The sequence below is a fragment of the Alcaligenes sp. WGS1538 genome (assembly GCF_043187505.1).
In the GTDB taxonomy this organism is placed as follows: Bacteria; Pseudomonadota; Gammaproteobacteria; order Burkholderiales; family Burkholderiaceae_B; genus Alcaligenes.
This window is the reverse complement of the sequence record NZ_CP171109.1, coordinates 2,522,117-2,541,439: the sequence shown is the minus strand read 5'-3', so window position 1 is coordinate 2,541,439 and position 19,323 is coordinate 2,522,117. Positions and strand designations below refer to the sequence as shown.

The 19,323-nt window shown below is 64.8% G+C and carries 18 protein-coding genes and 1 tRNA gene; 9 read left to right on the top strand and 10 right to left on the bottom strand.

Annotation, left to right across the window (positions count from 1 at the left end; translation table 11 throughout):
* Positions 1-152 precede the first annotated feature (152 nt).
* The 3 genes from ACF3ND_RS11825 to ACF3ND_RS11815 all read left to right on the top strand — a co-directional run bounded on the left by ACF3ND_RS11825 (position 153) and on the right by ACF3ND_RS11815 (position 3,595).
* Positions 153-1,535: an FAD-binding oxidoreductase gene (locus ACF3ND_RS11825; RefSeq protein WP_394065829.1), complete on the top strand. Its 1,383-nt coding sequence runs from the start codon at positions 153-155 to the stop codon at positions 1,533-1,535.
* 126 nt (positions 1,536-1,661) lie between these two features.
* Complete coding sequence (gene mnmA, locus ACF3ND_RS11820) at positions 1,662-2,774, top strand: tRNA 2-thiouridine(34) synthase MnmA (RefSeq protein WP_394060661.1); 1,113 nt, start codon at positions 1,662-1,664, stop codon at positions 2,772-2,774.
* An 8-nt stretch (positions 2,775-2,782) separates the two neighbouring features.
* Positions 2,783-3,595 (top strand): sulfite exporter TauE/SafE family protein, encoded by an 813-nt coding sequence (locus tag ACF3ND_RS11815; protein ID WP_394060659.1) that lies wholly within the window; start codon positions 2,783-2,785, stop codon positions 3,593-3,595.
* Between the two features lie 216 nt (positions 3,596-3,811).
* Here the strand turns inward: ACF3ND_RS11815 and ACF3ND_RS11810 are convergent, their stop codons facing one another.
* A complete protein-coding gene (locus ACF3ND_RS11810; protein WP_394060657.1) occupies positions 3,812-4,420 on the bottom strand; it encodes a glutathione S-transferase family protein in 609 nt (202 codons plus the stop codon).
* A 233-nt stretch (positions 4,421-4,653) separates the two neighbouring features.
* On the opposite strand from ACF3ND_RS11810, the gene purB reads away from it, so the two are divergent.
* Together purB and ACF3ND_RS11800 are read left to right on the top strand one after the other, a co-directional pair.
* Positions 4,654-6,030, top strand: coding sequence for an adenylosuccinate lyase (purB, locus tag ACF3ND_RS11805; RefSeq protein ID WP_394060655.1), 1,377 nt, complete (start codon positions 4,654-4,656; stop codon positions 6,028-6,030).
* Positions 6,031-6,133: 103 nt separating this feature from the next.
* Positions 6,134-6,586, top strand: a complete 453-nt coding sequence (locus ACF3ND_RS11800) for a c-type cytochrome (RefSeq protein ID WP_394060654.1) — start codon at positions 6,134-6,136, stop codon at positions 6,584-6,586.
* Positions 6,587-6,705: 119 nt separating this feature from the next.
* Here the strand turns inward: ACF3ND_RS11800 and ACF3ND_RS11795 are convergent, their stop codons facing one another.
* The 6 genes from ACF3ND_RS11795 to ACF3ND_RS11770 all read right to left on the bottom strand — a co-directional run bounded on the left by ACF3ND_RS11795 (position 6,706) and on the right by ACF3ND_RS11770 (position 12,022).
* On the bottom strand, positions 6,706-7,947 hold the full coding sequence (locus ACF3ND_RS11795; RefSeq protein ID WP_394060652.1) for an ammonium transporter: 1,242 nt from the start codon (positions 7,945-7,947) through the stop codon (positions 6,706-6,708).
* Between the two features lie 17 nt (positions 7,948-7,964).
* Positions 7,965-8,303, bottom strand: a complete 339-nt coding sequence (locus ACF3ND_RS11790) for a P-II family nitrogen regulator (protein ID WP_394060651.1) — start codon at positions 8,301-8,303, stop codon at positions 7,965-7,967.
* Positions 8,304-8,822: 519 nt separating this feature from the next.
* Positions 8,823-8,898: transfer RNA gene (locus ACF3ND_RS11785), tRNA-Lys, on the bottom strand.
* 148 nt (positions 8,899-9,046) lie between these two features.
* Positions 9,047-10,567, bottom strand: a complete 1,521-nt coding sequence (locus ACF3ND_RS11780) for a tripartite tricarboxylate transporter permease (protein ID WP_394060649.1) — start codon at positions 10,565-10,567, stop codon at positions 9,047-9,049.
* A gap of 3 nt (positions 10,568-10,570) precedes the next feature.
* Positions 10,571-11,026, bottom strand: a complete 456-nt coding sequence (locus ACF3ND_RS11775) for a tripartite tricarboxylate transporter TctB family protein (RefSeq protein WP_394060647.1) — start codon at positions 11,024-11,026, stop codon at positions 10,571-10,573.
* A 147-nt stretch (positions 11,027-11,173) separates the two neighbouring features.
* A complete protein-coding gene (locus tag ACF3ND_RS11770; RefSeq protein ID WP_394060645.1) occupies positions 11,174-12,022 on the bottom strand; it encodes a neutral zinc metallopeptidase in 849 nt (282 codons plus the stop codon).
* 253 nt (positions 12,023-12,275) lie between these two features.
* Here ACF3ND_RS11770 and ACF3ND_RS11765 point away from each other — a divergent pair, with 253 nt between their 5' ends.
* The 3 genes from ACF3ND_RS11765 to ACF3ND_RS11755 all read left to right on the top strand — a co-directional run bounded on the left by ACF3ND_RS11765 (position 12,276) and on the right by ACF3ND_RS11755 (position 16,076).
* Positions 12,276-13,922, top strand: coding sequence for an ABC1 kinase family protein (locus ACF3ND_RS11765; RefSeq protein WP_394060643.1), 1,647 nt, complete (start codon positions 12,276-12,278; stop codon positions 13,920-13,922).
* Between the two features lie 67 nt (positions 13,923-13,989).
* Positions 13,990-14,703 (top strand): response regulator transcription factor, encoded by a 714-nt coding sequence (locus ACF3ND_RS11760; protein WP_394060641.1) that lies wholly within the window; start codon positions 13,990-13,992, stop codon positions 14,701-14,703.
* Positions 14,700-16,076, top strand: coding sequence for a sensor histidine kinase (locus ACF3ND_RS11755; RefSeq protein ID WP_394060639.1), 1,377 nt, complete (start codon positions 14,700-14,702; stop codon positions 16,074-16,076). The genes ACF3ND_RS11760 and ACF3ND_RS11755 overlap by 4 nt, the downstream gene beginning before the upstream one ends.
* A gap of 178 nt (positions 16,077-16,254) precedes the next feature.
* Here ACF3ND_RS11755 and ACF3ND_RS11750 read toward each other — a convergent pair whose 3' ends face one another.
* Both ACF3ND_RS11750 and ACF3ND_RS11745 read right to left on the bottom strand, forming a co-directional pair.
* Positions 16,255-16,953: a cytochrome b/b6 domain-containing protein gene (locus ACF3ND_RS11750; protein WP_394060637.1), complete on the bottom strand. Its 699-nt coding sequence runs from the start codon at positions 16,951-16,953 to the stop codon at positions 16,255-16,257.
* A 79-nt stretch (positions 16,954-17,032) separates the two neighbouring features.
* Positions 17,033-17,545: a hypothetical protein gene (locus ACF3ND_RS11745; RefSeq protein ID WP_394060635.1), complete on the bottom strand. Its 513-nt coding sequence runs from the start codon at positions 17,543-17,545 to the stop codon at positions 17,033-17,035.
* Between the two features lie 321 nt (positions 17,546-17,866).
* On the opposite strand from ACF3ND_RS11745, the gene ribA reads away from it, so the two are divergent.
* Positions 17,867-18,538, top strand: coding sequence for a GTP cyclohydrolase II (gene ribA / locus ACF3ND_RS11740; RefSeq protein WP_394060633.1), 672 nt, complete (start codon positions 17,867-17,869; stop codon positions 18,536-18,538).
* A 126-nt stretch (positions 18,539-18,664) separates the two neighbouring features.
* Here ribA and ACF3ND_RS11735 read toward each other — a convergent pair whose 3' ends face one another.
* The gene (locus ACF3ND_RS11735) at positions 18,665-19,291 is read right to left on the bottom strand and encodes an FMN-dependent NADH-azoreductase (protein ID WP_394060631.1); all 627 of its coding nucleotides are present in this window, start codon (positions 19,289-19,291) and stop codon (positions 18,665-18,667) included.
* Between the last annotated feature and the right edge of the window lie 32 nt (positions 19,292-19,323).

Below are 19,323 nucleotides of genomic sequence, written 5' to 3'. Positions count from 1 at the left end.
GTCTTTGCGCCGACCTCGCCGTGGGCGGCGAGGGCCAGCAAGGCCAGATTGATGCGGCGCTGAAAGCGCCCCAGGATTGTGGCGGAGAAGCTCCGGCCGCAGAGCCGGGGTTCTCCACTGCTCCTGGCCATGCCGACGCCGTGCGGCGTCCCATGCCGGAGGGCTTTTTGCAAGCCCTGCAGGCCCGGTTCAATGAACGCTGTTCGCTTGCGCACGCCGTGCGCGAGCACCATGGCAGGGACGAATCGCCGTTCCCGCCCATGCTGCCCGATGCCGTGGTCTTCGCCCGCACGACCGAAGAAGTCGCCTGGGTGGCGCGGCATTGCCATGAGCATCACGTCCCGCTGATTCCCTATGGGGTCGGCTCTTCCCTGGAAGGCCATCTGCTGGCCGTGCAGGGCGGGGTCAGCCTGGACCTGTCGGGCATGGACCAGATCGTGGCCATCAATCCCGAAGACTTCACCGCCACCGTGCAGGCCGGCGTCACGCGCCTGGCCCTGAACGAGCACCTGCGCGATACCGGCCTGTTCTTTCCCATCGACCCGGGCGCCGACGCCAGTCTGGGCGGCATGGCGGCCACGCGGGCTTCGGGCACCAACGCGGTGCGCTACGGCACCATGCGCGAGAACGTGCTGACCCTGAAGGTGGTCACTGCCGACGGCCGCATCATCGAGACGGCCAACCGCGCCAAGAAGTCCTCCGCAGGCTATGACCTGACGCGCCTGTTCATCGGCAGCGAGGGCACGCTGGGCATCATCACGGAAGTCACGGTGCGCCTGTACCCGCAGCCCGAGGCCATTTCCGCCGCCATCTGCAATTTCCCCGACCTGCGCTCGGCCGTCCAGAGCGTGATCGAGGTCATCCAGATGGGCATCGCCATCGCGCGCGTGGAGTTCATGGACGCGGCGGCCGTGCGCGCCACCAATGCCTACAGCAAGCTCGCGCTGAAAGAGACGCCGCTGCTGCTGTTCGAATTCCACGGCAGTCCCACCGGCGTGCAGGAGCAGGCCCAGGTGGTGCAGGAGATCACGCGCGAGAACGGCGGCATGGATTTCGAATGGGCCGACAAGCCCGAGGACCGGTCGCGGCTGTGGACGGCGCGCCACAACGCCTATTTCGCCGGGCTGCAGCTGCGCCCCGGCTGCCGGGCCAGCACCACGGACGTGTGCGTGCCCATCTCCGCCCTGGCCGACTGCGTGGCGCAGACCGCGGCCGACATGGACCAGGCCTCCTTCCCCTATACCATCGTGGGCCACGTGGGCGACGGCAACTTCCACGTCCTGATGCTGCTCGATCCTGACAGCCAGGAGGAATGGCAGGAGTCCGAAGCCCTGAACCGCCGCCTGGTGCAGCGCGCCATCGCCATGCAGGGCACGTGCACGGGCGAACACGGCGTGGGCCTGCACAAGATGGAATTCATGCTGGCCGAGCACGGCCAGGACTCCCTGGACTTGATGAGCAGCATCAAGCAGGCGCTGGATCCGCACAATATCCTGAATCCCGGCAAGATGATCCCGCCTCGTCCGCTGAACTGAGACGCGGGCCGAAGGGGCTTGCGTGTGGATTCGCTCCGGCAGGCGTACAATGCGTTCTTGCGGCCCGCCGGAGCGGGCCTTCCGCGTTACAGCGCGCCCGCCGCGGCGCGCCTCACCACCACCGCAATGACTACTTCCACCAAGAAAGGTCGCGTCGTGATCGGCATGTCCGGCGGCGTCGACTCCTCCGTGTCGGCCTGGCTGCTCAAGCAGCAGGGCTATGAGGTCGTCGGCCTGTTCATGAAGAACTGGGAAGACGACGACGATTCCGAATACTGCTCCTCGCGCCAGGACTGGCTGGACGCCGCCAGCGTGGCGGACGTGGTGGGCGTGGACATCGAGGCCGTGAATTTCGCCGCCGAGTACAAGGATCGGGTCTTTGCCGAGTTCCTGCGCGAATATTCCGCCGGCCGCACGCCCAATCCCGATGTGCTGTGCAATGCCGAGATCAAGTTCAAGGCCTTCCTGGACCATGCCATGACCCTGGGCGCGGACTGGATCGCCACCGGCCATTACGCGCGGGTGCGCGCGGTGCAGGTCGGCGGGCGCACGCAGTACCAGCTGCTCAAGGGCCTGGACGCCTCCAAGGATCAGAGCTACTTCCTGCATAGGCTGAACCAGGCCCAGCTTTCGCGCAGCCTGTTTCCCCTGGGCGAGATCAACAAGCAGGAAGTGCGCCGCATCGCGCAGGAGCTGCGATTGCCCAACGCAGCCAAGAAGGATTCCACCGGCATCTGCTTCATCGGCGAGCGGCCGTTCCGCGAGTTCCTGAACCGCTATCTGCCCACCCAGCCCGGGCCCATCAAGACGCCGGAAGGCGCCGTCGTGGGCCAGCACGTGGGCCTGTCCTTCTACACCTACGGGCAGCGCAAGGGCCTGGGCATAGGCGGGGTCAAGGGCAAGCAGCGCGACGACGGCACGGCCGACGCCTGGTATGCCGCCCGCAAGGACCTGAAGACCAACACGCTGTATGTGGTGCAGGGGCATGACCACCCCTGGCTGCTGCAGTCCGAACTGCGCGCGGCCGATGCCAGCTGGGTGGCCGGTCATCCTCCCGAACTGGAAACGCTGGGCGCCAAGACCCGCTATCGCCAGGCCGACGCCGCCTGCCGCCTGCTGCAGGCCCGGGGCGACACCTTCACGCTGGCGTTCGATCAGGCCCAGTGGGCCGTCACGCCGGGGCAGTCGGCCGTGCTGTATGACGGCGACGTCTGCCTGGGCGGCGGCATCATACAGTAGGAGCGAGCATGGATCCCATCCTGATCGCCAGCCTGCTGGCGCTGGGCGCGGGCGTGGGCGTGGCCGCCGGCCTGCTGGGCATAGGCGGAGGCATGATACTCGTGCCCTTCCTGACCTTTCTGCTGCCGCGCTTCGGCGTGCCCCAGGAACTGGCCGTGCACGCCTCCATCGCCACGGCCATGGCCACCATTCTGTTCACGTCGCTGTCCAGCGTGCGGGCGCACCACAAGCGCGGCGCGATACGCTGGGACGTGGTGCGGGCCATGGCGCCGGGGCTGATCCTGGGCGGCATGTTGTCGGGCGGCGCGGTGTTCGCCGTGATCAACGGCACGGCGCTGGCCATCGTCTTTGGCATCTTCGTGCTGTATTCGGCCTGCAAGATGGGCCGCAACACGCCCGTGCCGCAGGGCAGGGCGCTGCCCGGGCCGGGCGCCGTCGCCGCCATGGGGGCGCTGATCGGCTTCGTGTCCGGCCTGCTGGGCGCGGGCGGGGCTTTTCTGTCCGTACCCTTCATGCTGCGCGGCAATGTGCCGGTGCGCCAGGCCGTGGCCACCTCGGCCGCGCTGGGCTTCTTCATTTCCCTGGCCAACAGCGTGGGCTACATCTGGTCCGGGGAGGCGGTCAACGGCGGCCAGCCGGGCATGATAGGCTATATCTACTGGCCGGCCCTGCTGATCGTCTCGGCCATGAGCATCTGCACCGCGCCCGTGGGCGCGAGCCTGGCGCACAAGATCTCGCAGCTCGCCCTCAAGCGCATCTTCGCGGCCATGCTGACCATGCTGGCCATCTACATGATCGGACAGGCCATCGTTCACGCCTGAGCGTCTCCGGTGCTGGTCGTACGCCGGGAGACCGCCAGCGCGTCCAGTTCGTCTCCCGGATGCCTTCGAAGGCGCCGCCGCCTCCGGCCCATGCCGCCGCTTCCCGCAGTCATTCGAGCGCATGCGGGCCCTGTCCAGGCCCGACCCGCCGCGAAAGCGGCTGGCATAAAAAAAGCCCATTCTGCTGAATGGGCCCTGTCTTGCCGGTTGCTGCGGTCAAGTCACAGGGATGGTGCTGGCGAACGAGGGGCGGGTCTGGAGCTTTTCATCCAGCCGCTGCAGGTTGCCATATTGCGAGCGCCAGGCCAGGTCCGGAAAACGCAGGTCCAGGTAGCCCAGGGCACAGCCCACGGCGACGTCGGCCAGGCTGAAGGTCGTGCCCGTGCAGAAGGCTTGCTCGCCCAGACTGCTGTTCATGGATTGCAGCGCGGCGGCGATCTTGTCCTGCTGGCGTTCGATCCAGGGCTGATGGCGCAGCGCCTCGGGCCGTCGGTTTTCCACCACGATGGCCACGGCGGCGTCCAGCACGCCGTCGGCGATGGCTTCCCAGCATTTGACCGCGGCCCGGTCGCGTCCCGCCTGGGGTATCAGGCGGCCGACGGGCGAGAGGGTGTCCAGATATTCGACGATCACGCGGGAGTCGAACAGGCTGCTCTGGTCGTCCATGATCAGGCAGGGAACCTTGCCCAGCGGGTTGTACTTCATGATATTGCTGTCGTCGGCCCACACATCTTCCAGAATCAGCTCGTAGTCGAGCTTTTTTTCCGCCATGACGACACGCACCTTGCGCGCGTAAGGGCTTGTGAGGGAAGCAAGGAGTTTCATAGGAAGCTATCAAAAGTTACAGGCTAAAAAAGTATAGCAGGAACCCATGGGCGAACGCTTCGGCCACCCGGCGCAAGGGGCGAGGATGCGGTAATGGTTATAAATTGTGGTTTATTCGTCAAATAGACGGGCGAGGGCCGGATTCTTGTCCCGGTCCCGCGAGGCGTCGCGCGGGCGCAGGCCGGCAATGTTAGAATGCTGGCTGAATTTTTCCCCCTTTTTCCTGTAGAACGATGCAAATAGCCGATACTCTGAGCACTCTCAATGCCCTGTCCCCCCTGGACGGACGTTATGGCAGCCGCACGGGTTCCCTGCGTGGACTGTTGTCCGAAGCCGCTTTCATGTGGCATCGCGTGGAGGTCGAGGTGGCCTGGCTGATCGGCCTGTCCGACGCCGGCCTGCCGGAGCTGCCCGCGTTCTCGGCCGAGGCGCGCCAGAAGCTCAAGAGCCTGGTCGAACAGTTCTCCGAAGACGACGCGGCCCGCATCAAGGCCATCGAGCGCACCACCAACCACGACGTGAAGGCCGTGGAATACTGGCTCAAGGAAAAGGTTGCGGATCATGCCGAGCTGGCCAAGGCGGCCGAATTCATCCACTTCGCCTGCACGTCCGAGGACATCAACAACACCTCGCATGCGCTGATGCTGAGCCGTGCGCGCGAACAGGTCATCGTGCCGCAGCTGCAGGCCGTGTGCGACGCCATCAAGGCCCAGGCGCGCCTGCACGCCGCCCAGCCGCTGCTCTCGCGCACCCACGGCCAGCCGGCCAGCCCCAGCACCATGGGCAAGGAATTCGCCAACGTGGCCGCGCGCCTGCAGAACGCCATCGCCGCCATCGTCGCCGTCCAGCCCCTGGCCAAGCTCAATGGCGCCACCGGCAACTACAACGCCCATTTCTCGGCCTACCCCGAAATCGACTGGCCTGCCTTCAGCAAGAACGTGCTGGCCGGCCTGGGCCTGACCCAGAACGTCTACACCATCCAGATCGAGCCGCATGACTGGATGGCCGCACTGTTCGACGCCATCGCGCGCGCCAATACCATCCTGCTGGACTTCAATCGCGACGTCTGGGGCTACATCTCCCTGGGTTATTTCAAGCAGCGTCTGAAGGAAGGCGAGATCGGTTCGTCCACCATGCCGCACAAGGTCAACCCCATCGACTTCGAAAATTCCGAAGGCAACCTGGGCCTGGCCAATGCCGTGCTGCGCCACCTGTCCGAGAAGCTGCCCGTGTCGCGCTGGCAGCGCGACCTGACCGATTCCACCGTCTTGCGCAACCTGGGCGTGGCGCTGGGCTACAGCGTGGTGGCGTACGACGCCTGCCTGCGCGGCCTGGGCAAGCTGGAGCTGAACGCCGCCGCCGTGGACGCTGACATCGACGCCTGCTGGGAGATCCTGGCCGAGCCCGTCCAGACGGTGATGCGCCGCTACGGCTTGCCTCAGCCCTACGAGCAGCTCAAGGCTCTGACTCGCGGCAAAGGCATCACCGAAAGCGCATTGCGCGAATTCATCGGCGGCCTGGACCTGCCGGCCGATGCCAAGAATTACCTGCTCAACCTGACCCCGCGCAGTTATCTGGGCGTGGCGGTCGAGCTGGCCAACGCGATTTAAGAGCCGCCTCGTGCGCGTCGTGGGGAAGCGGCGCGCCAAGCGGCCCGGCATGACCTGCAAGCCCCGCAAGGGGCGTTTCAAGTATCACTAAACAGGAGTCCGTATGAAAAAGTTCGCTTTCCTGGCAGCCGCCGCGGCAGTGTGCGCCGCCATCGCCGCCCCGGCCACGGCGCAGTTCGCCAAGCCTGAACAGGCCATCAAGTACCGTCAGGCCGGCATGACGCTGATCGGTGCGCATTTCGGTCGCATGGCGCCCGTGGCCAAGAAAGAGGCGCCGTTCGACGCCGACGCGATCGCCAAGAACGTGGAAGTGCTGTCGGTGCTGGCTGCCTTGCCCTGGGCCGGCTTTGCCCCCGGCGCCGAAGGCGGCGATGCCAAGCCGGAAGTCTGGAGCGATGCCAAGGGCTTCAAGCAGGCCGAGGACGACTTCCTGTCGGCCATGGACAAGCTGAAGACGGCTTCCGCCTCGGGCGATTTCGATGCGTTCCGTGTGGCTTTCGGCAATGTGGGCAAGTCCTGCAAGTCCTGTCACGATTCCTATCGCAAGGAAAAATGATCGCCGGCGGCAGCCTGAAAAAAAGCCCTCTTTCGAGGGCTTTTTTACGTCCGGGCCGACGGCTGATGCAGGAGCCGGCAGACCGTCGGGACAGTGCGGATGGAGCGTCATGGCCGGCCTCAGCTCTGGTAGCCGGATTCGCCGTGCGTGCGGATGTCCAGGCCTTCGCGCTCGTGCTCGGGGCTGACGCGCAGCCCGCCGCATAGCCATTGCGCCAGCTTGAAGGCGATCAAGGCGGCCGCGCCCGACCAGGCCAGCGTCAACAGCACGCCTTCCAGCTGGATCCAGAGCTGCGTCCATACGCTGTTGCCTGCCGCCGTGCCCGGGCCGCCCCACGACGGCGCATTGAACAGGCCGGTGAGCAGGGCGCCCACGATGCCGCCCAGGCCGTGGATGCCGAAGACGTCCAGCGTATCGTCGGCGCGCAGCAGGCGTTTCAGGCCGTTGACGCCCCACAGGCAGGCCAGCGAGGTGATCAGGCCGATGGCCAGCGCGCCTGACGGAGCCACGAAACCGGCTGCGGGCGTGATGCCCACCAGTCCGGCGATGGCGCCCGAGCAGGCGCCCAGCAGGGAAGGGTGGCCCTTGATGAGCCATTCACCCAGCGTCCAGGCCACCACTCCGATGGCGGCGGCCAGCATGGTGTTGAAGAAGGCCAAGGCGGCGTTCTCGTTGGCGGACAGGGCGGAGCCCGCATTGAAGCCGAACCAGCCAACCCACAGCAGGGCCGCGCCGATGAAGGTCAGAGGCAGATTGTGCGGCGGCATGGCTTCGCGCCGATAGTTCAGGCGCGGACCGACCAGCCAGGCGCCCACCAGTCCGGCCATGCCGGCATTGATGTGCACCACGGTGCCGCCGGCGAAGTCCAGCGCGCCGCGCTGATTGAGCAACCCCCCGTTCTCGGCGTCGGCAAACCATACCATGTGGCAGATCGGCAGATAGGCCAGGGTGAACCAGATGACGGTGAACGCGAGAATGGAGGACAGGCGGGCGCGTTCGGCCAGACTGCCAACCACCAGTGCGCAGGTCAGTCCGGCGAAAGTGGCCTGGAAGGCGGCGAAGAGCAGCTCGGGCAACGTGCCCGACAGCGCGAACCGTTGGTCGCCGGGCGTGAACAGCCCGTTCAGAAAGGCTTTGTCCAGGCCGCCGATGAAGGGGTTGCCTGGCGTGAAGGCCAGCGAATAGCCGTAGATGAACCACAGCACCACGCCCAGCGAGAATACGAGCAGCGTCTGGGACAGCATGGACAGGGCGTTTTTGCGGCGCACCATGCCCGAGTAGAACAGGGCCAGGCCGGGGGCGGCCATCATCAGCACCAGGAGGGTGGATACCAGCATCCACGACAGGTCAGCGTTGTTCATGATGAGGTCTCCCGAAGTCACAATGCGTTTTCATCGCACTCGCCGGTGCGGATGCGGACCACATGGTCCAAGGACTGCACGAAGATCTTGCCGTCGCCGATGCGGCCCGTGCGGGCGCTGGTCTGGATGGCTTCCAGCACGGCTTCGAGCAGGGCATCCGGGATGGCCAGTTCGATACGTATCTTGGGCAGGAAGTCCACGGCGTATTCCGCGCCGCGATACAGTTCGGTATGCCCTTTCTGGCGGCCGAACCCTTTGACTTCGGTCAGCGTCATCCCCTGTATGCCAAGCTCGAAGAGCGCTTCCCGTATTTCGTCGACCTTGAACGGCTTGACGATGGCGGTAATGAGTTTCATAGGTGTTCCTGAAATGAACGCAGGTCCGCCCGCCGTCGTGGCGGAGCGGGAACACCGTGGGGATGGCGGCGGGTGGGGGAAGGCCTGCCGGGACTCGTGATCCTGGCGGCTGGCTTGAAGCCGGGCAAAACCGGCTTGAATTGATCCCTGGCTGCCGCGCCTGAAGGGCGGCAGCGCGAGCGCAAGATGTAGGCAAGCGGACCTGTGTTGTAGGTTGAAGAGCAACACAATTCCGGCAAGGCGAGTAAGCTAGCTTGGCACGTGACCCCGATCTTGCCTAGTCGGTGGGCAGTGAGGTGACGGCAGCGCTCTGTGACGCCTGTTTCCGCGGATCTCACCACCGCAGGAACAAAGACTATGGAAAAATAATATATGCTGCAGCGCAACAAGTGAGCGTCCGCCGCCACTTTTTTTTGAATAGTCTTAACTTTGCAACAAAAGTGAGGCGGGGCACGCAACAAGCAGGCAAAGAAAAAGGCCGCTTTCGCGGCCTGATTCTGCTATGCTTCGTAGGATTTCTGGTGGGTCGTGTGCGACTCGAACGCACGACCAATGGATTAAGAGTCCAGTGCTCTACCAACTGAGCTAACGACCCGTGTTTCCTGCGAAGAAAATAATTATAGATCGAATTCCTCGGCGGACAATACCAGTTTACATGTTCTTACACTTTAATCCTGCCCGATGGCCCGACAAAAAAGCGGCGGCCGCGGAGAATCCGGTAAGGCGCGGCCGCCCAAGGGAACTCAGTTCGCGATGGCCAGGGCCTGGCGGGCGCGGCGCTTCTTGGCCAGCGTTGAGTACAGCAGGCCCAGGATCAGCAGCGCGCTGGCCAGCATGAAACCCGCGCTGATGGGCCGCTCGATGAAGACCGCCATGTCCCCGCGCGACAGCAGCAGGGCGCGGCGGAAGTTTTCCTCCACCATGGGACCCAGCACGAAGCCCAGCAGCAGCGGCGCCGGTTCGAACTCCAGGCGCATGAACAGGTAGCCCACGATGCCGAAGAACAGCACCATGCCCACGTCGAACAGGTTGTTGTTGGTGCTGTAGACACCCACGCACACAAAGAACAGCGCGGCCGGGAACAAGTACTTGAAGGGCACGGTCAGCATGCGGATCCACATGCCGATCAGGGGCAGGTTGAGCAGCAGCAGGATCAGGTTGCCGACCCAGAAGCTGGCGATCAGGCCCCAGAACATGTCGGCATGCTCCAGCATCATCTGCGGGCCGGGCTGTATGCCGTGGATGATCAGGGCGCCCAGCATCAGGGCCATGACCGGATCGCCCGGGATGCCCAGGCTCAGCGTGGGGATGAAGCTGGTCTGCGTGGATGCGCTGGTGGCGGCCTCGGGGGAGGCGATGCCTTCGATGGCGCCGCGCCCGAAGCGCGAGGGTTCCTTGGCCATCTTCTTTTCCGTGGCGTAGGCAATGAAGGAGGCGATCGTGGGGCCGGTGCCGGGCAGGATGCCGAAAGCCGCGCCGATGGAGGTGCCGCGGACCAGCGCGCCGCGCGACTGGCGAAGGTCGCCTTTTTGCGGGCGCAGCGACTTGAGCGTGACCTTGCTGCTCACCACGCTGTTTTCCGGCGTGATCTGGTTGATGTTCTTCAGAAAGTCGGCCACGCCGAACAGCCCCATGGCCAGCGCCACGATCTGCAGGCCGTCGCTCAGCTCCATGATGTCGAAGGTAAAGCGCATGACGCCGCTGTTGACGTCGGTGCCTATCACGCCCATCAGCAGCCCCAGCACCACCATGGCCACGCCCTTGAGCGCCGAGCCTCGGGCCAGGGTGGCGCCGGCCAGCAGGCCCAGCGTCATCATGGCGAAGTATTCCGCCGGCCCGAAGAGAAAGGCCACGTCCACCAGGACGGGGGAGAACAGCATCATGGCCAGGATGCCGATGGTCGCGCCGAAGAAGGACGAGCACATCAGCATGAACAGGGCCGAGCCCGCCTTGCCGTTGCGCGCCATGGGATTGCCGTCCAGGCAGGCCACGGCGTGCGAGGCGGTGCCGGGCAGGTTCAGCATGATGGAGGTGATGCCGCCGCCGTATTGCGAGCCATAGTAGATGCCCGCCAGCATGATGAGCGCGGCCGTGGGCGTCATGGTGTAGGTCAGGGGCAGCAGGATGGAGATCGCGGCCAGCACGCCCATGCCGGGCAGCACGCCGATCAGGTTGCCCATGAACACGCCGAAGATGGCCCAGATCAGGTTGTCCCATTGCAGGGCCACCTGGAAGCCGTGAAGCAGATTCAGTACGGTGTCCATGGATCAGCCCCAGCGCAGCAGCGGGAACTGCAGATTCAGCCCCCAGTAGAAGATCAGCGAGCCGGCGACCGTCATGAAGGCGGCCAGCAGGCCGGCGGTCTTGATGGTGTGCTGGCGGTCGCCCATTGCCGAGATGAATACCAGGGCGAAAGTCGCCGGGGCCAGGCCGCCCCATTTGCCGAAGAACATGAAGGCCAGGATGCCGGCCGTGATGCAGGCCCAGCCGCGCCACTGAGGCGGGGCGACCGGTTCCTCCTCCTGGGTGCCGGCCGACCGGCCGGTCAGGGCGATGGCCAGCCCGAGCAGGGCCAGCAGGATGCCCAGCATCAATGGGAAATAGCCCGGTCCCATGCGCTGCAGGGTGCCGACGTTGTAGCCGAGCGAGGTGATGGCGGTCGCGGCCCCCAGCACCACCATGGTGCCGCCCGCGACCAGATTCTGTCTGCCGTGCAGTTTCATTATTGTCTCTCCCGTGGACGCACAATTGCGCGACTCCATGGTAGGGACACGGCAGGCCCCGGGGGATTACAAGTGCCTTACCAAACGGTAATGTGGCGGGCGATAGTACAGGCTTGAATCATTCAGCCCGCTGGCCGGCGGGCTGTCTCAACGCGGGTCGGCCAGGGTGAAGGTGTCGCAGCTGCGCAATTGGCCGCTGCGATAGCCTTCCTGGAACCAGGCCATGCGCTGCCTGGCGCTGCCATGCGTGAAGGAGTCGGGCACCACATAGCCCTGGGCCTGTTTCTGCAAGGTGTCGTCGCCCACGGCCTGCGCGGCGGCCATGGCTTCCTGGATGTCGCCCGGTTCCAGTATCTGGCGCTGCGCGTCGGCATGGTGCGCCCAGATGCCGGCGTAGCAGTCGGCCTGCAGTTCCAGGCGCACGGAAGCCTGGTTGGCGCGCGTCTGGGAACCGCTGCGGCGGGCCTGCTCCACGGCGCGCATGGCGCCCAGCTGGTTCTGGACGTGGTGGCCTACTTCGTGGGCGATGACGTAGGCGGGGGCGAAGTCCCCCTTGACGCCCATGCCGCGCTCCATTTCATCGAAAAAGCCCAGGTCTATGTAGAGCTTTTCGTCCCCGGGACAGTAGAAGGGGCCCATGGCCGACTGGCCGGTGCCGCAGGCGGTGGGGGTGGCGCCGCGATACAGCACCAGGACGGGGTCGCGGTACTGGCCGTTGGTCTGCTGGCGGAAGATGTCGCGCCAGACGTCTTCGGTTTCGCCCAGCACTTTGGCGATGTACTGGCCCTGCGCATCGTTGGCGGGCACGGACTGCGCCGGAGGCTGAGTGACGGGGCCTTCGGCCAGGTTCAGCACCATGTTCGGGTCTATGCCAAAGTACATGGCGATCAGTGCCAGCACGACGGTGCCCAGGCCTATCTTGCCGCGCCCGATGCGCGGGCCGGCCGAGCGGCGGTCCTCGACGTTCTGGCTGGAGCGGGATCGATCCAGGCGCATCACGTTCTCCTTGCTCTGAAAAGCGTCAATGTACTCCGAATCGGCGCTTGCCGGTGCGCTCGGCAGGCGGCCGCTGCGGCTCCATTGGCTGGACGTTTGCTGACCTGGAAATATAAGTGCTTGATGCCAAAATGGAAATCAGGTTTTTCCAGAGGCTGTTCCCATTTTTGTCCACCGGGATTGTGGATAAGCCGGCTGCGCTGCGGGCCGGTGTATGCTGTCCGGATTGAGCATGGCAGGCAGGAGGCGATGAATGCTGGCTGGTACTTTGTTGGCCTTGCGCGATCATGCGCGGGTGCGCGCCATCGGCGCGGTCGTGGCGCGGTACGGCATCGAGGACGTGATGCAGCGCCTGGGCTTGGCCGAACTGTGGCCGAGGACGTCGAGCAAGGCTCAGGCCGGCTTGCGCGAACAGGCGGCGCCCGTGCGCCTGCGCCGCGCCCTGGAGGAACTGGGACCCACCTTCATCAAGCTGGGCCAGATCCTGGCCACGCGCAACGACTTGCTGCCCCAGGAATGGACGCAGGAGCTGGAAAAGCTGCAAGGGCAGGCCGCGCCCGTGCCCTGGTCCGTCATGAAGCCCGAGCTGGAGCAGGCGCTGGGCCAGAGCCTGGAGCAGGCCTTCGCCTGGTTCGATACCGATGTGCTGGCCGCGGCGTCCATGGCTCAGGTCTACCGCGCCCGCCTGCACGATGGCGCGCAGGTCGTGGTCAAGGTGCAGCGTCCCGGCCTGAAGCCCTTGATACAAGCCGACCTGAGGCTGCTCTCGCAGATCGCGCGCCTGGTCCAGCAACAAGGCCTGCTGCCGGAGTACCGGCCGCACGATATCGTGCGCGCCCTGGCGCAGGCCATTGCCGACGAGCTGGATTTCACGCGCGAGGCGGCCAACGGCATGGCCGTGCGGGAGAACCTGCGCGAGTTCGATTACCTTGTCGTGCCGCGCGTGCACGAGGCCTGGACCAGCCCTGCCGTGATGGTGCAGGACTACGTGCAGGGCGCTTCGCCCGTCAATGCGGCGGCCCTGGATGCGATCGAGGCGGACCGGGAAATACTGGCCCGCCGGGGCGCCTTGGCTTTCCTGCACATGGTGCTGGAGGACGGCCTGTTCCACGCCGACCCCCATCCGGGCAATGTGCTGGCCCTGCCCGGCAATCGGGTGGCCTTCATCGACTTCGGGCTGGTGGGCCGGCTGACCGCGCGGCGGCGCCAGCAGCTGCTGATCCTGCTGCGGGCCATCGTTGACGGACAGGCTGAGGGGGTGGCCACGACTTTGCTGGACTGGTCGGGCGCCGATGATTTCGACTGGGCCCGTCTGGAGGAGAGCGCCCAGCGCTACGTCGCCAGACAAGGCAGCGGCCTGCTGTCGATATCGGCCGCGCTGCTGGACTTCATGGCGCTGGCGCGCGAGAACCGGCTGATGCTCCCTCCGGACCTGGCGCTGCTGTTCAAGGCCTTCATCACGGCCGACGGCGTACTCAAGCGCCTGGACCCGCAGTTCGACGTGATCGCCGTGGCCCAGCCCATGATCGCCGACCTGATGCGCCGGCACTATTCGCCGCGGCGCCTGTATGCGGACCTGCAGCGCAGCCTGCTGGAATCGCGCCAGATCGCCATGGACGCCCCTCAGTTGCTGCGCCTGCTGATGCACCGGGTGCGGCAGGGCAAGGTGCAGGCGCGCATCGAAATCCAAGGCATGCAGCGCCTGGGCGCTTCGCTGCAGAAGGCCGCCACGCGCCTGGCCATTGCCATCGTCACGGCGGCCTTCGTCCTTGTGTTGGGACCAGCCCTGCTGACGCGGGGGCCGGCCTGGCTGGGCTTGACGATATTCGGGTGGGCGGGGCTTCTGGCGGCGCTCGTGGGGCTGGTGCTGGTCCTGTGGGGATTCTGGCGCCGGCGGTAATATTGCATTTGCCTTGGGCGTCGTTTCGAACGAAGATGCGAGCTTTTCAAGCAAAGGAAGGAGAGTCATGCAGGGCAAGTGGCGCTGTTTGATCGTCGAGGACGATGCCGAGACCGCGCGTTACATTGCGGACGGGCTGGGACAGCAAGGGCATGCGACGGTGATCTGCCGCGACGGCGTGGAAGCGTTGACGCGCTCCATGGAGCAGGATTGGGACTTGATCATCCTGGACCGCATGCTGCCCAGCCAGGTCGACGGCCTATCCATCCTGTCCACGTTGCGCGGCCTGGGCAAGGAGACGCCGGTACTGGTGCTGAGCGCGCTCAACGCGCTGGACGAGCGGGTGCGCGGCCTGAAAGCCGGCGGGGACGACTACCTGACCAAGCCTTTCGCCTTCTCCGAGCTGTATGCGCGGCTGGAAGCGCTGGCGCGTCGCAGCCGGCGCAGCGACCAGCCTGTGTTGCAGATACTGGATCTGACGGCCGACCTGGCCTCGGGACGCGTGACCCGCGCCGGCCAAGCCGTCGCCTTGCAGCCCAGGGAATTCCGCTTGCTGGCCTATCTGATGCAGAACGAAGGCCAGGTCGTCACCCGCACCATGCTGCTGGAGGCGGTGTGGGATTACCGCTTCGATCCCCAGACCAATCTGATCGACGTGCAGATCAGCCGCCTGCGCCGCAAGCTCGATGCGGCCGGCGGCGCGCCCTTGATCCACACCTTGCGAGGCGTAGGCTACACCATGAGCGCCGCCGCTCCCGACCCCTTGGCGGACTTGCCGTGAGGGCCGGCCGTCTGCCGGCATGGTGGCGTTCGATCTCGTTTCGCCTGACACTGAACTACGGAGCCCTGGCCACGCTCACGACGCTGACTCTGCTGGCGTTCATCTATATACAGGTCATCAGCGTCCTGCATACCCAGTTCTTCCGCCATGTGTCCGTGACGGCGCAGCGCCTGCTGCTGGAGTATGAGGACGGAGGGCGGCCGGGACTGGTCCGCGCCCTGGAGCTGGCCTTGTCGGATCGCGTGGATTCGGAACGTGAGATCTATCTGCTGCTCGATGAAAACGGCCACAAGATCGTGGGCAATCTGGACGAGCTCGAACCGGCCTTGCTGCGGCGCACGGACATGTCCGAGGTGGCCGTGCACCGCGAAGGCGTGCTGACGCAGGGGCGGCTGCGCGTGCAGGGACTGGACGACGGTTCGGTCCTGGTGGTTGGGTACGATCTGCAGGAGCTCAACGAGATCAAGTCGCTGATCGGGCAGGCCAGCCTGGTGGCCGTGCTGGTGGCCGGCTTGCTGATTGCAGCGGGCACCTACATTTTCTACTCCGAACTGGGCTACCGGGTGGCCGGCATCCGCCGGATCACCCAGGAGATCCGGGCCGGACGCTTGCGCGAGCGGGTCCCGCTGCTGGGCCATACCGACGAGTTTTCCCAGTTGGCGCAGGACATCAATTCCATGTTGGACCAGATCGAGGATCTGATGCAGGGCGTGCGCCATGTATCGGACACCATCGCCCACAATCTGCGTACCCCCTTGACCCGCCTGCGCGGCCGCCTGCAGGCGGCGCAGCAGCCAGGCGCCGGCGTGGCGGAAATGCGTGCCGCCCAGCAGGCTGCGCTGGCCGAGATCGACCTGCTCAACCAGTTGTTCGGCAAGATGCTCCAGATCGCCGAGATCGAGGCCGGCATGCAGCGCCAGCGCTTCCTTTCCTGCGACTTGAGGGAGATTTGCCGGGATGTGCTGGATATGTACGATGCGCTGGCCGAAGAGTGCGGCGTGGCAGTCTCCTGCACGCCGGGGGCCACGCCCCGGCTGATAGGCGATGCCGATCTGCTGGCCAGCGCGGTGGCCAATCTGCTGGACAATGCCATCAAGTACGCGGACTCCAGGGTGTGGATCAGTACCGGCACTGACGGCCGCGGCTGGGTCCGGATGACTCTGCAGGACGACGGGCCGGGGGTGGCGCCCGAGAGCCTGCCCTTGCTCGGACGCCATTTCTTCCGCGCCGACGAGCGATATTCCGGGCACGGCCTGGGGCTGAGCAGCGTGCTGGCCACCATACGGCTGCATGGCGGCGAGATTCTCTGGGAAAATGCGCAGCCAGGGTTGCGCGTCCATGTGTTTTTTCCAGCCGCCTCGTCGCAGCCCTAGAAGGGGGGCTGCATCCAAATGCGCCCGGCGATCTGCAAGATGCCTGATCCCAGGCCGTCCGGCCTAGGACGGATAGTCGCCGTCCACTTTAAAAGACAGTCAGCAGGAATGCGGCTCAGCCAAAACAATCCCCGCGTTATCCCCAGGTTTGTGCACAGTTTCTGGGGATAAGTCGGGTCTACATGAAGTCGTCCATTCCGCCGGCGGGCGCCAATCCGGTCAGGGCGTAGACGCCCCATCCGATGAGGATGGCCAGCACAAGGGCGATCAGCCGCGTCTTCCAGGTATCGGTGCTGGCGGGCAGGATGGATTCGGCCGGAACCTGGGCGTCGCCGCTGATCATGGCGCTGGTCAATTTCTGACCACCCAGGACGCGGTACAGGAAGATGGCCAGCACGTGCATGGCGATGAGCGCCAGCATGATCCATTCATTGGCCTTGTGCAGGCCGGTCAGGGTCTTGGACCAGTCGCTGCTCAGGTAGGCCAGCGGCCCGGCCGTGAAGATGTCATCGTTGGCGAACAGGCCCGAGACGGCCTGGAAACCGAAGACGATCAGCATGGCCCAGACCGACCAGGCGCCGATGGGGTTGTGACCGGGGTAGACGGCGGGCCTCTCGCGCAGATAGTTCAGGCTGCGGGCCGGATTGGGCAGGAAGCGCGCAAAGCGCGAATAGTAGCCGCCGATCAGACCCCAGACAAGACGGAACGCCAGCAAGCCCAGAGCAAACAGGCCAAAGCGCACATGCCAGTCCATCCACAGGCCGCCTGCCTTGACCGTGACAAAGCTGCCGACGACGCTCAGCACCAGAAGCCAGTGAAACAAACGGGTGGGCAGGTCCCAGACGCGCAGGCGGCGGGAAGCATGAGCAGAGGTCATGATGGAATCCGGGGGTGAAATAGAACAATCGATTATAAGCCTTGTCCTATTGGTCAGCCCCGGCGGGGCGAAGTTCCGCTCAGCGCATGGCCTGGCGGCGCTTGCGCAGGCTGACTTTGCGTCCGTCGTAGCGGTATTCGTCGATTTTGTTGGGGTCTTCCCGGTTGGGTGTTTCCATGATCAGCGTCTGGCCCTGGTGGCGCACGCGTATCTGGGCGCTGCAGGAGCCGAAGGCCGGCGACAGCGTGTAGCCGCTGGCGGCCACGGTGATCCAGTGGTAGCTGATGGGACAACTGCCCAAGCCCGTGTCGACGGAGATCAGCGCCGTCTGGCCTTTTTGCTGTTTGAAGGCGTAGGGAATATTGATCATGCCCTTGAGTTCAGGAGCGATGACAGTGGCGCCCAGCAGCAACTGGGCTTCGTAGACGTATTCGCTCTGGCTGACCTGCAGCTTGCCATAGGGGGTTTCCAGACTGAGCTGGGACGGAGGCTGCGGCCAGGCCAGCGGGGCGGCGCCGCTCGAGGACAGGGGGTGGAGCAGAATGGCAAGCCCGGATGCCAGGCCGCATAAACAAGCTTTGGAAAGACGCATGGCGAATCAAGTCTGAAAGGAGCAGAACTGGGCTGAGTGAGTACCGCGCAGAATTTCCTCTGTTTGTAAATTCTATGACATTTTATGTTGTTTGTCAGTTATGTTGATATCGAGTGTAAGTTCAGTTACGTATGCCATTATTGCATAACACGATGCAATAATGGAGAATATGTGAGTGGAAATGGCGACGATATATCCACTTGGCCGAGGGCTTATGCATGTGGGTAAGAATGAGGCAGGGCTGTTTTGCGCTATGATTGACAGGTTGGCTCCCGCCGGGGGCAAGCCGCATTTTTTCGTTGCAGCCGAGACTCTTCATTTATGCAATCCACGCCGGATTCCTCACTGGCGCCTGAAGCGGGAACTCCAAGCCCCGCAAGCGAGGCTGGCCAGGCTCCACTGCTGGACTACATCAGCGCCAGCCAGCTTCCCACCCCATGGGCGGTCTTCAAGATCCACGTCTTCGTCGAGCGCAGCACCCAGAAGGAGCACGTGCTCCTGACCCTGGGCAATGTCGCGGGCGGCGAGCCCGTCCTGGCGCGCGTGCACTCCGAATGCCTGACGGGCGACGCTTTGTTCAGCCTGCGCTGCGATTGCGGCCCCCAGCTGCAACTGGCGCTGGAGCGCATCGCCAAGCAGGGGCGGGGAGCCCTGATGTATCTGCGCCAGGAAGGACGCGGGATAGGCCTGGTCAACAAGATCCGCGCCTATCAGCTCCAGGACCAGGGAGCCGATACGGTCGAAGCCAACGAACGGCTGGGCTTTCCCGCCGACATGCGCCGTTACGACATCTGCAAAAGCATGCTGGATCACGTGGGCATACGCCAGATCCGCCTCATGACCAACAATCCCCGCAAGGTCAAGACCTTGCAGGACATAGGCATTGACGTCGTGGAGCGCGTTCCGCACCAGATCGAAGGCAATCCCTATAACAAGAATTATCTGAACACCAAGCGCCTGCGCCTGGGACATTGGCTGGATACGGACCAGTAGCAGGGGCTTGCGCAGCGCCAGGCAGGCATTGCGCAAAGCGCATCATTGCATCTGGGACTGACCCGCATAAAAAAACCGCCAGCTCTACGGGGCTGGCGGTTTTTTTTGCGGGTGTTGCGCGCTGGTTCAGGCGGTGGCCTGCTCCAGCAGGGAAGCGACGCTGGCCTTGGCCTTGTCCAGGATGGCCTGGCGCTGCTCGGGGGCCTGGGCCATGCCTTCGGCGTAGATGAAGCGCAGGTCGGTCACGCCCATGAAGCCGAACATCACGCGCAGGTAGCTCTCCTGGTGCTCCAGGGCCTGGCCCTGCTCGGAACCGGAATAGACGCCGCCGCGGCTGACCACGATGTAGACCGTCTTGCCGCCGGCCAGGCCTTCGGGGCCGTTGGCGGTGTAGCGGAAGGTGCGGCCGGCCTGGGCGATGCGGTCCAGCCACGATTTGAGCTGGCTGGGAATGGTGAAGTTGTAGAAGGGGGCGCCGATCACCAGCGTGTCGGCGGCCAGGAACTGGCTGACCAGTTGTTCGGAGATCACGTTCTCGGCGCGCTGGCGATCGCTCAGGCTGGCGTCGTCCAGGCCAAGGCGCAGGCCCAGGGAGTCGGCCGAGAAGTAAGGGGGAGGATTGTCGGCTAGGTCCAGGTACTCGATTTGCACGTCGTCGTTCTGCTGGCGGATCTGTTCGACCACATACTGGGTCAGCATGCGTGATGCGGAAGCGGAGCCGGTGATACTGGAGTCAATGTGCAGCAATTTCATGATGTCGGGTGTCCAAGTGGTTCATTGAATGG

Coding starts and splice junctions, on each gene's coding strand:
- ACF3ND_RS11825 (WP_394065829.1), top strand. CDS start 153: ATGCCGGAGGGCTTTTTGCAAGCCCTGCAGGCCCGGTTCAATGAACGC.
- mnmA (WP_394060661.1), top strand. CDS start 1,662: ATGACTACTTCCACCAAGAAAGGTCGCGTCGTGATCGGCATGTCCGGC.
- ACF3ND_RS11815 (WP_394060659.1), top strand. CDS start 2,783: ATGGATCCCATCCTGATCGCCAGCCTGCTGGCGCTGGGCGCGGGCGTG.
- ACF3ND_RS11810 (WP_394060657.1), bottom strand. CDS start 4,420: ATGAAACTCCTTGCTTCCCTCACAAGCCCTTACGCGCGCAAGGTGCGT.
- purB (WP_394060655.1), top strand. CDS start 4,654: ATGCAAATAGCCGATACTCTGAGCACTCTCAATGCCCTGTCCCCCCTG.
- ACF3ND_RS11800 (WP_394060654.1), top strand. CDS start 6,134: ATGAAAAAGTTCGCTTTCCTGGCAGCCGCCGCGGCAGTGTGCGCCGCC.
- ACF3ND_RS11795 (WP_394060652.1), bottom strand. CDS start 7,947: ATGAACAACGCTGACCTGTCGTGGATGCTGGTATCCACCCTCCTGGTG.
- ACF3ND_RS11790 (WP_394060651.1), bottom strand. CDS start 8,303: ATGAAACTCATTACCGCCATCGTCAAGCCGTTCAAGGTCGACGAAATA.
- ACF3ND_RS11780 (WP_394060649.1), bottom strand. CDS start 10,567: ATGGACACCGTACTGAATCTGCTTCACGGCTTCCAGGTGGCCCTGCAA.
- ACF3ND_RS11775 (WP_394060647.1), bottom strand. CDS start 11,026: ATGAAACTGCACGGCAGACAGAATCTGGTCGCGGGCGGCACCATGGTG.
- ACF3ND_RS11770 (WP_394060645.1), bottom strand. CDS start 12,022: ATGCGCCTGGATCGATCCCGCTCCAGCCAGAACGTCGAGGACCGCCGC.
- ACF3ND_RS11765 (WP_394060643.1), top strand. CDS start 12,276: ATGCTGGCTGGTACTTTGTTGGCCTTGCGCGATCATGCGCGGGTGCGC.
- ACF3ND_RS11760 (WP_394060641.1), top strand. CDS start 13,990: ATGCAGGGCAAGTGGCGCTGTTTGATCGTCGAGGACGATGCCGAGACC.
- ACF3ND_RS11750 (WP_394060637.1), bottom strand. CDS start 16,953: ATGACCTCTGCTCATGCTTCCCGCCGCCTGCGCGTCTGGGACCTGCCC.
- ACF3ND_RS11745 (WP_394060635.1), bottom strand. CDS start 17,545: ATGCGTCTTTCCAAAGCTTGTTTATGCGGCCTGGCATCCGGGCTTGCC.
- ribA (WP_394060633.1), top strand. CDS start 17,867: ATGCAATCCACGCCGGATTCCTCACTGGCGCCTGAAGCGGGAACTCCA.
- ACF3ND_RS11735 (WP_394060631.1), bottom strand. CDS start 19,291: ATGAAATTGCTGCACATTGACTCCAGTATCACCGGCTCCGCTTCCGCA.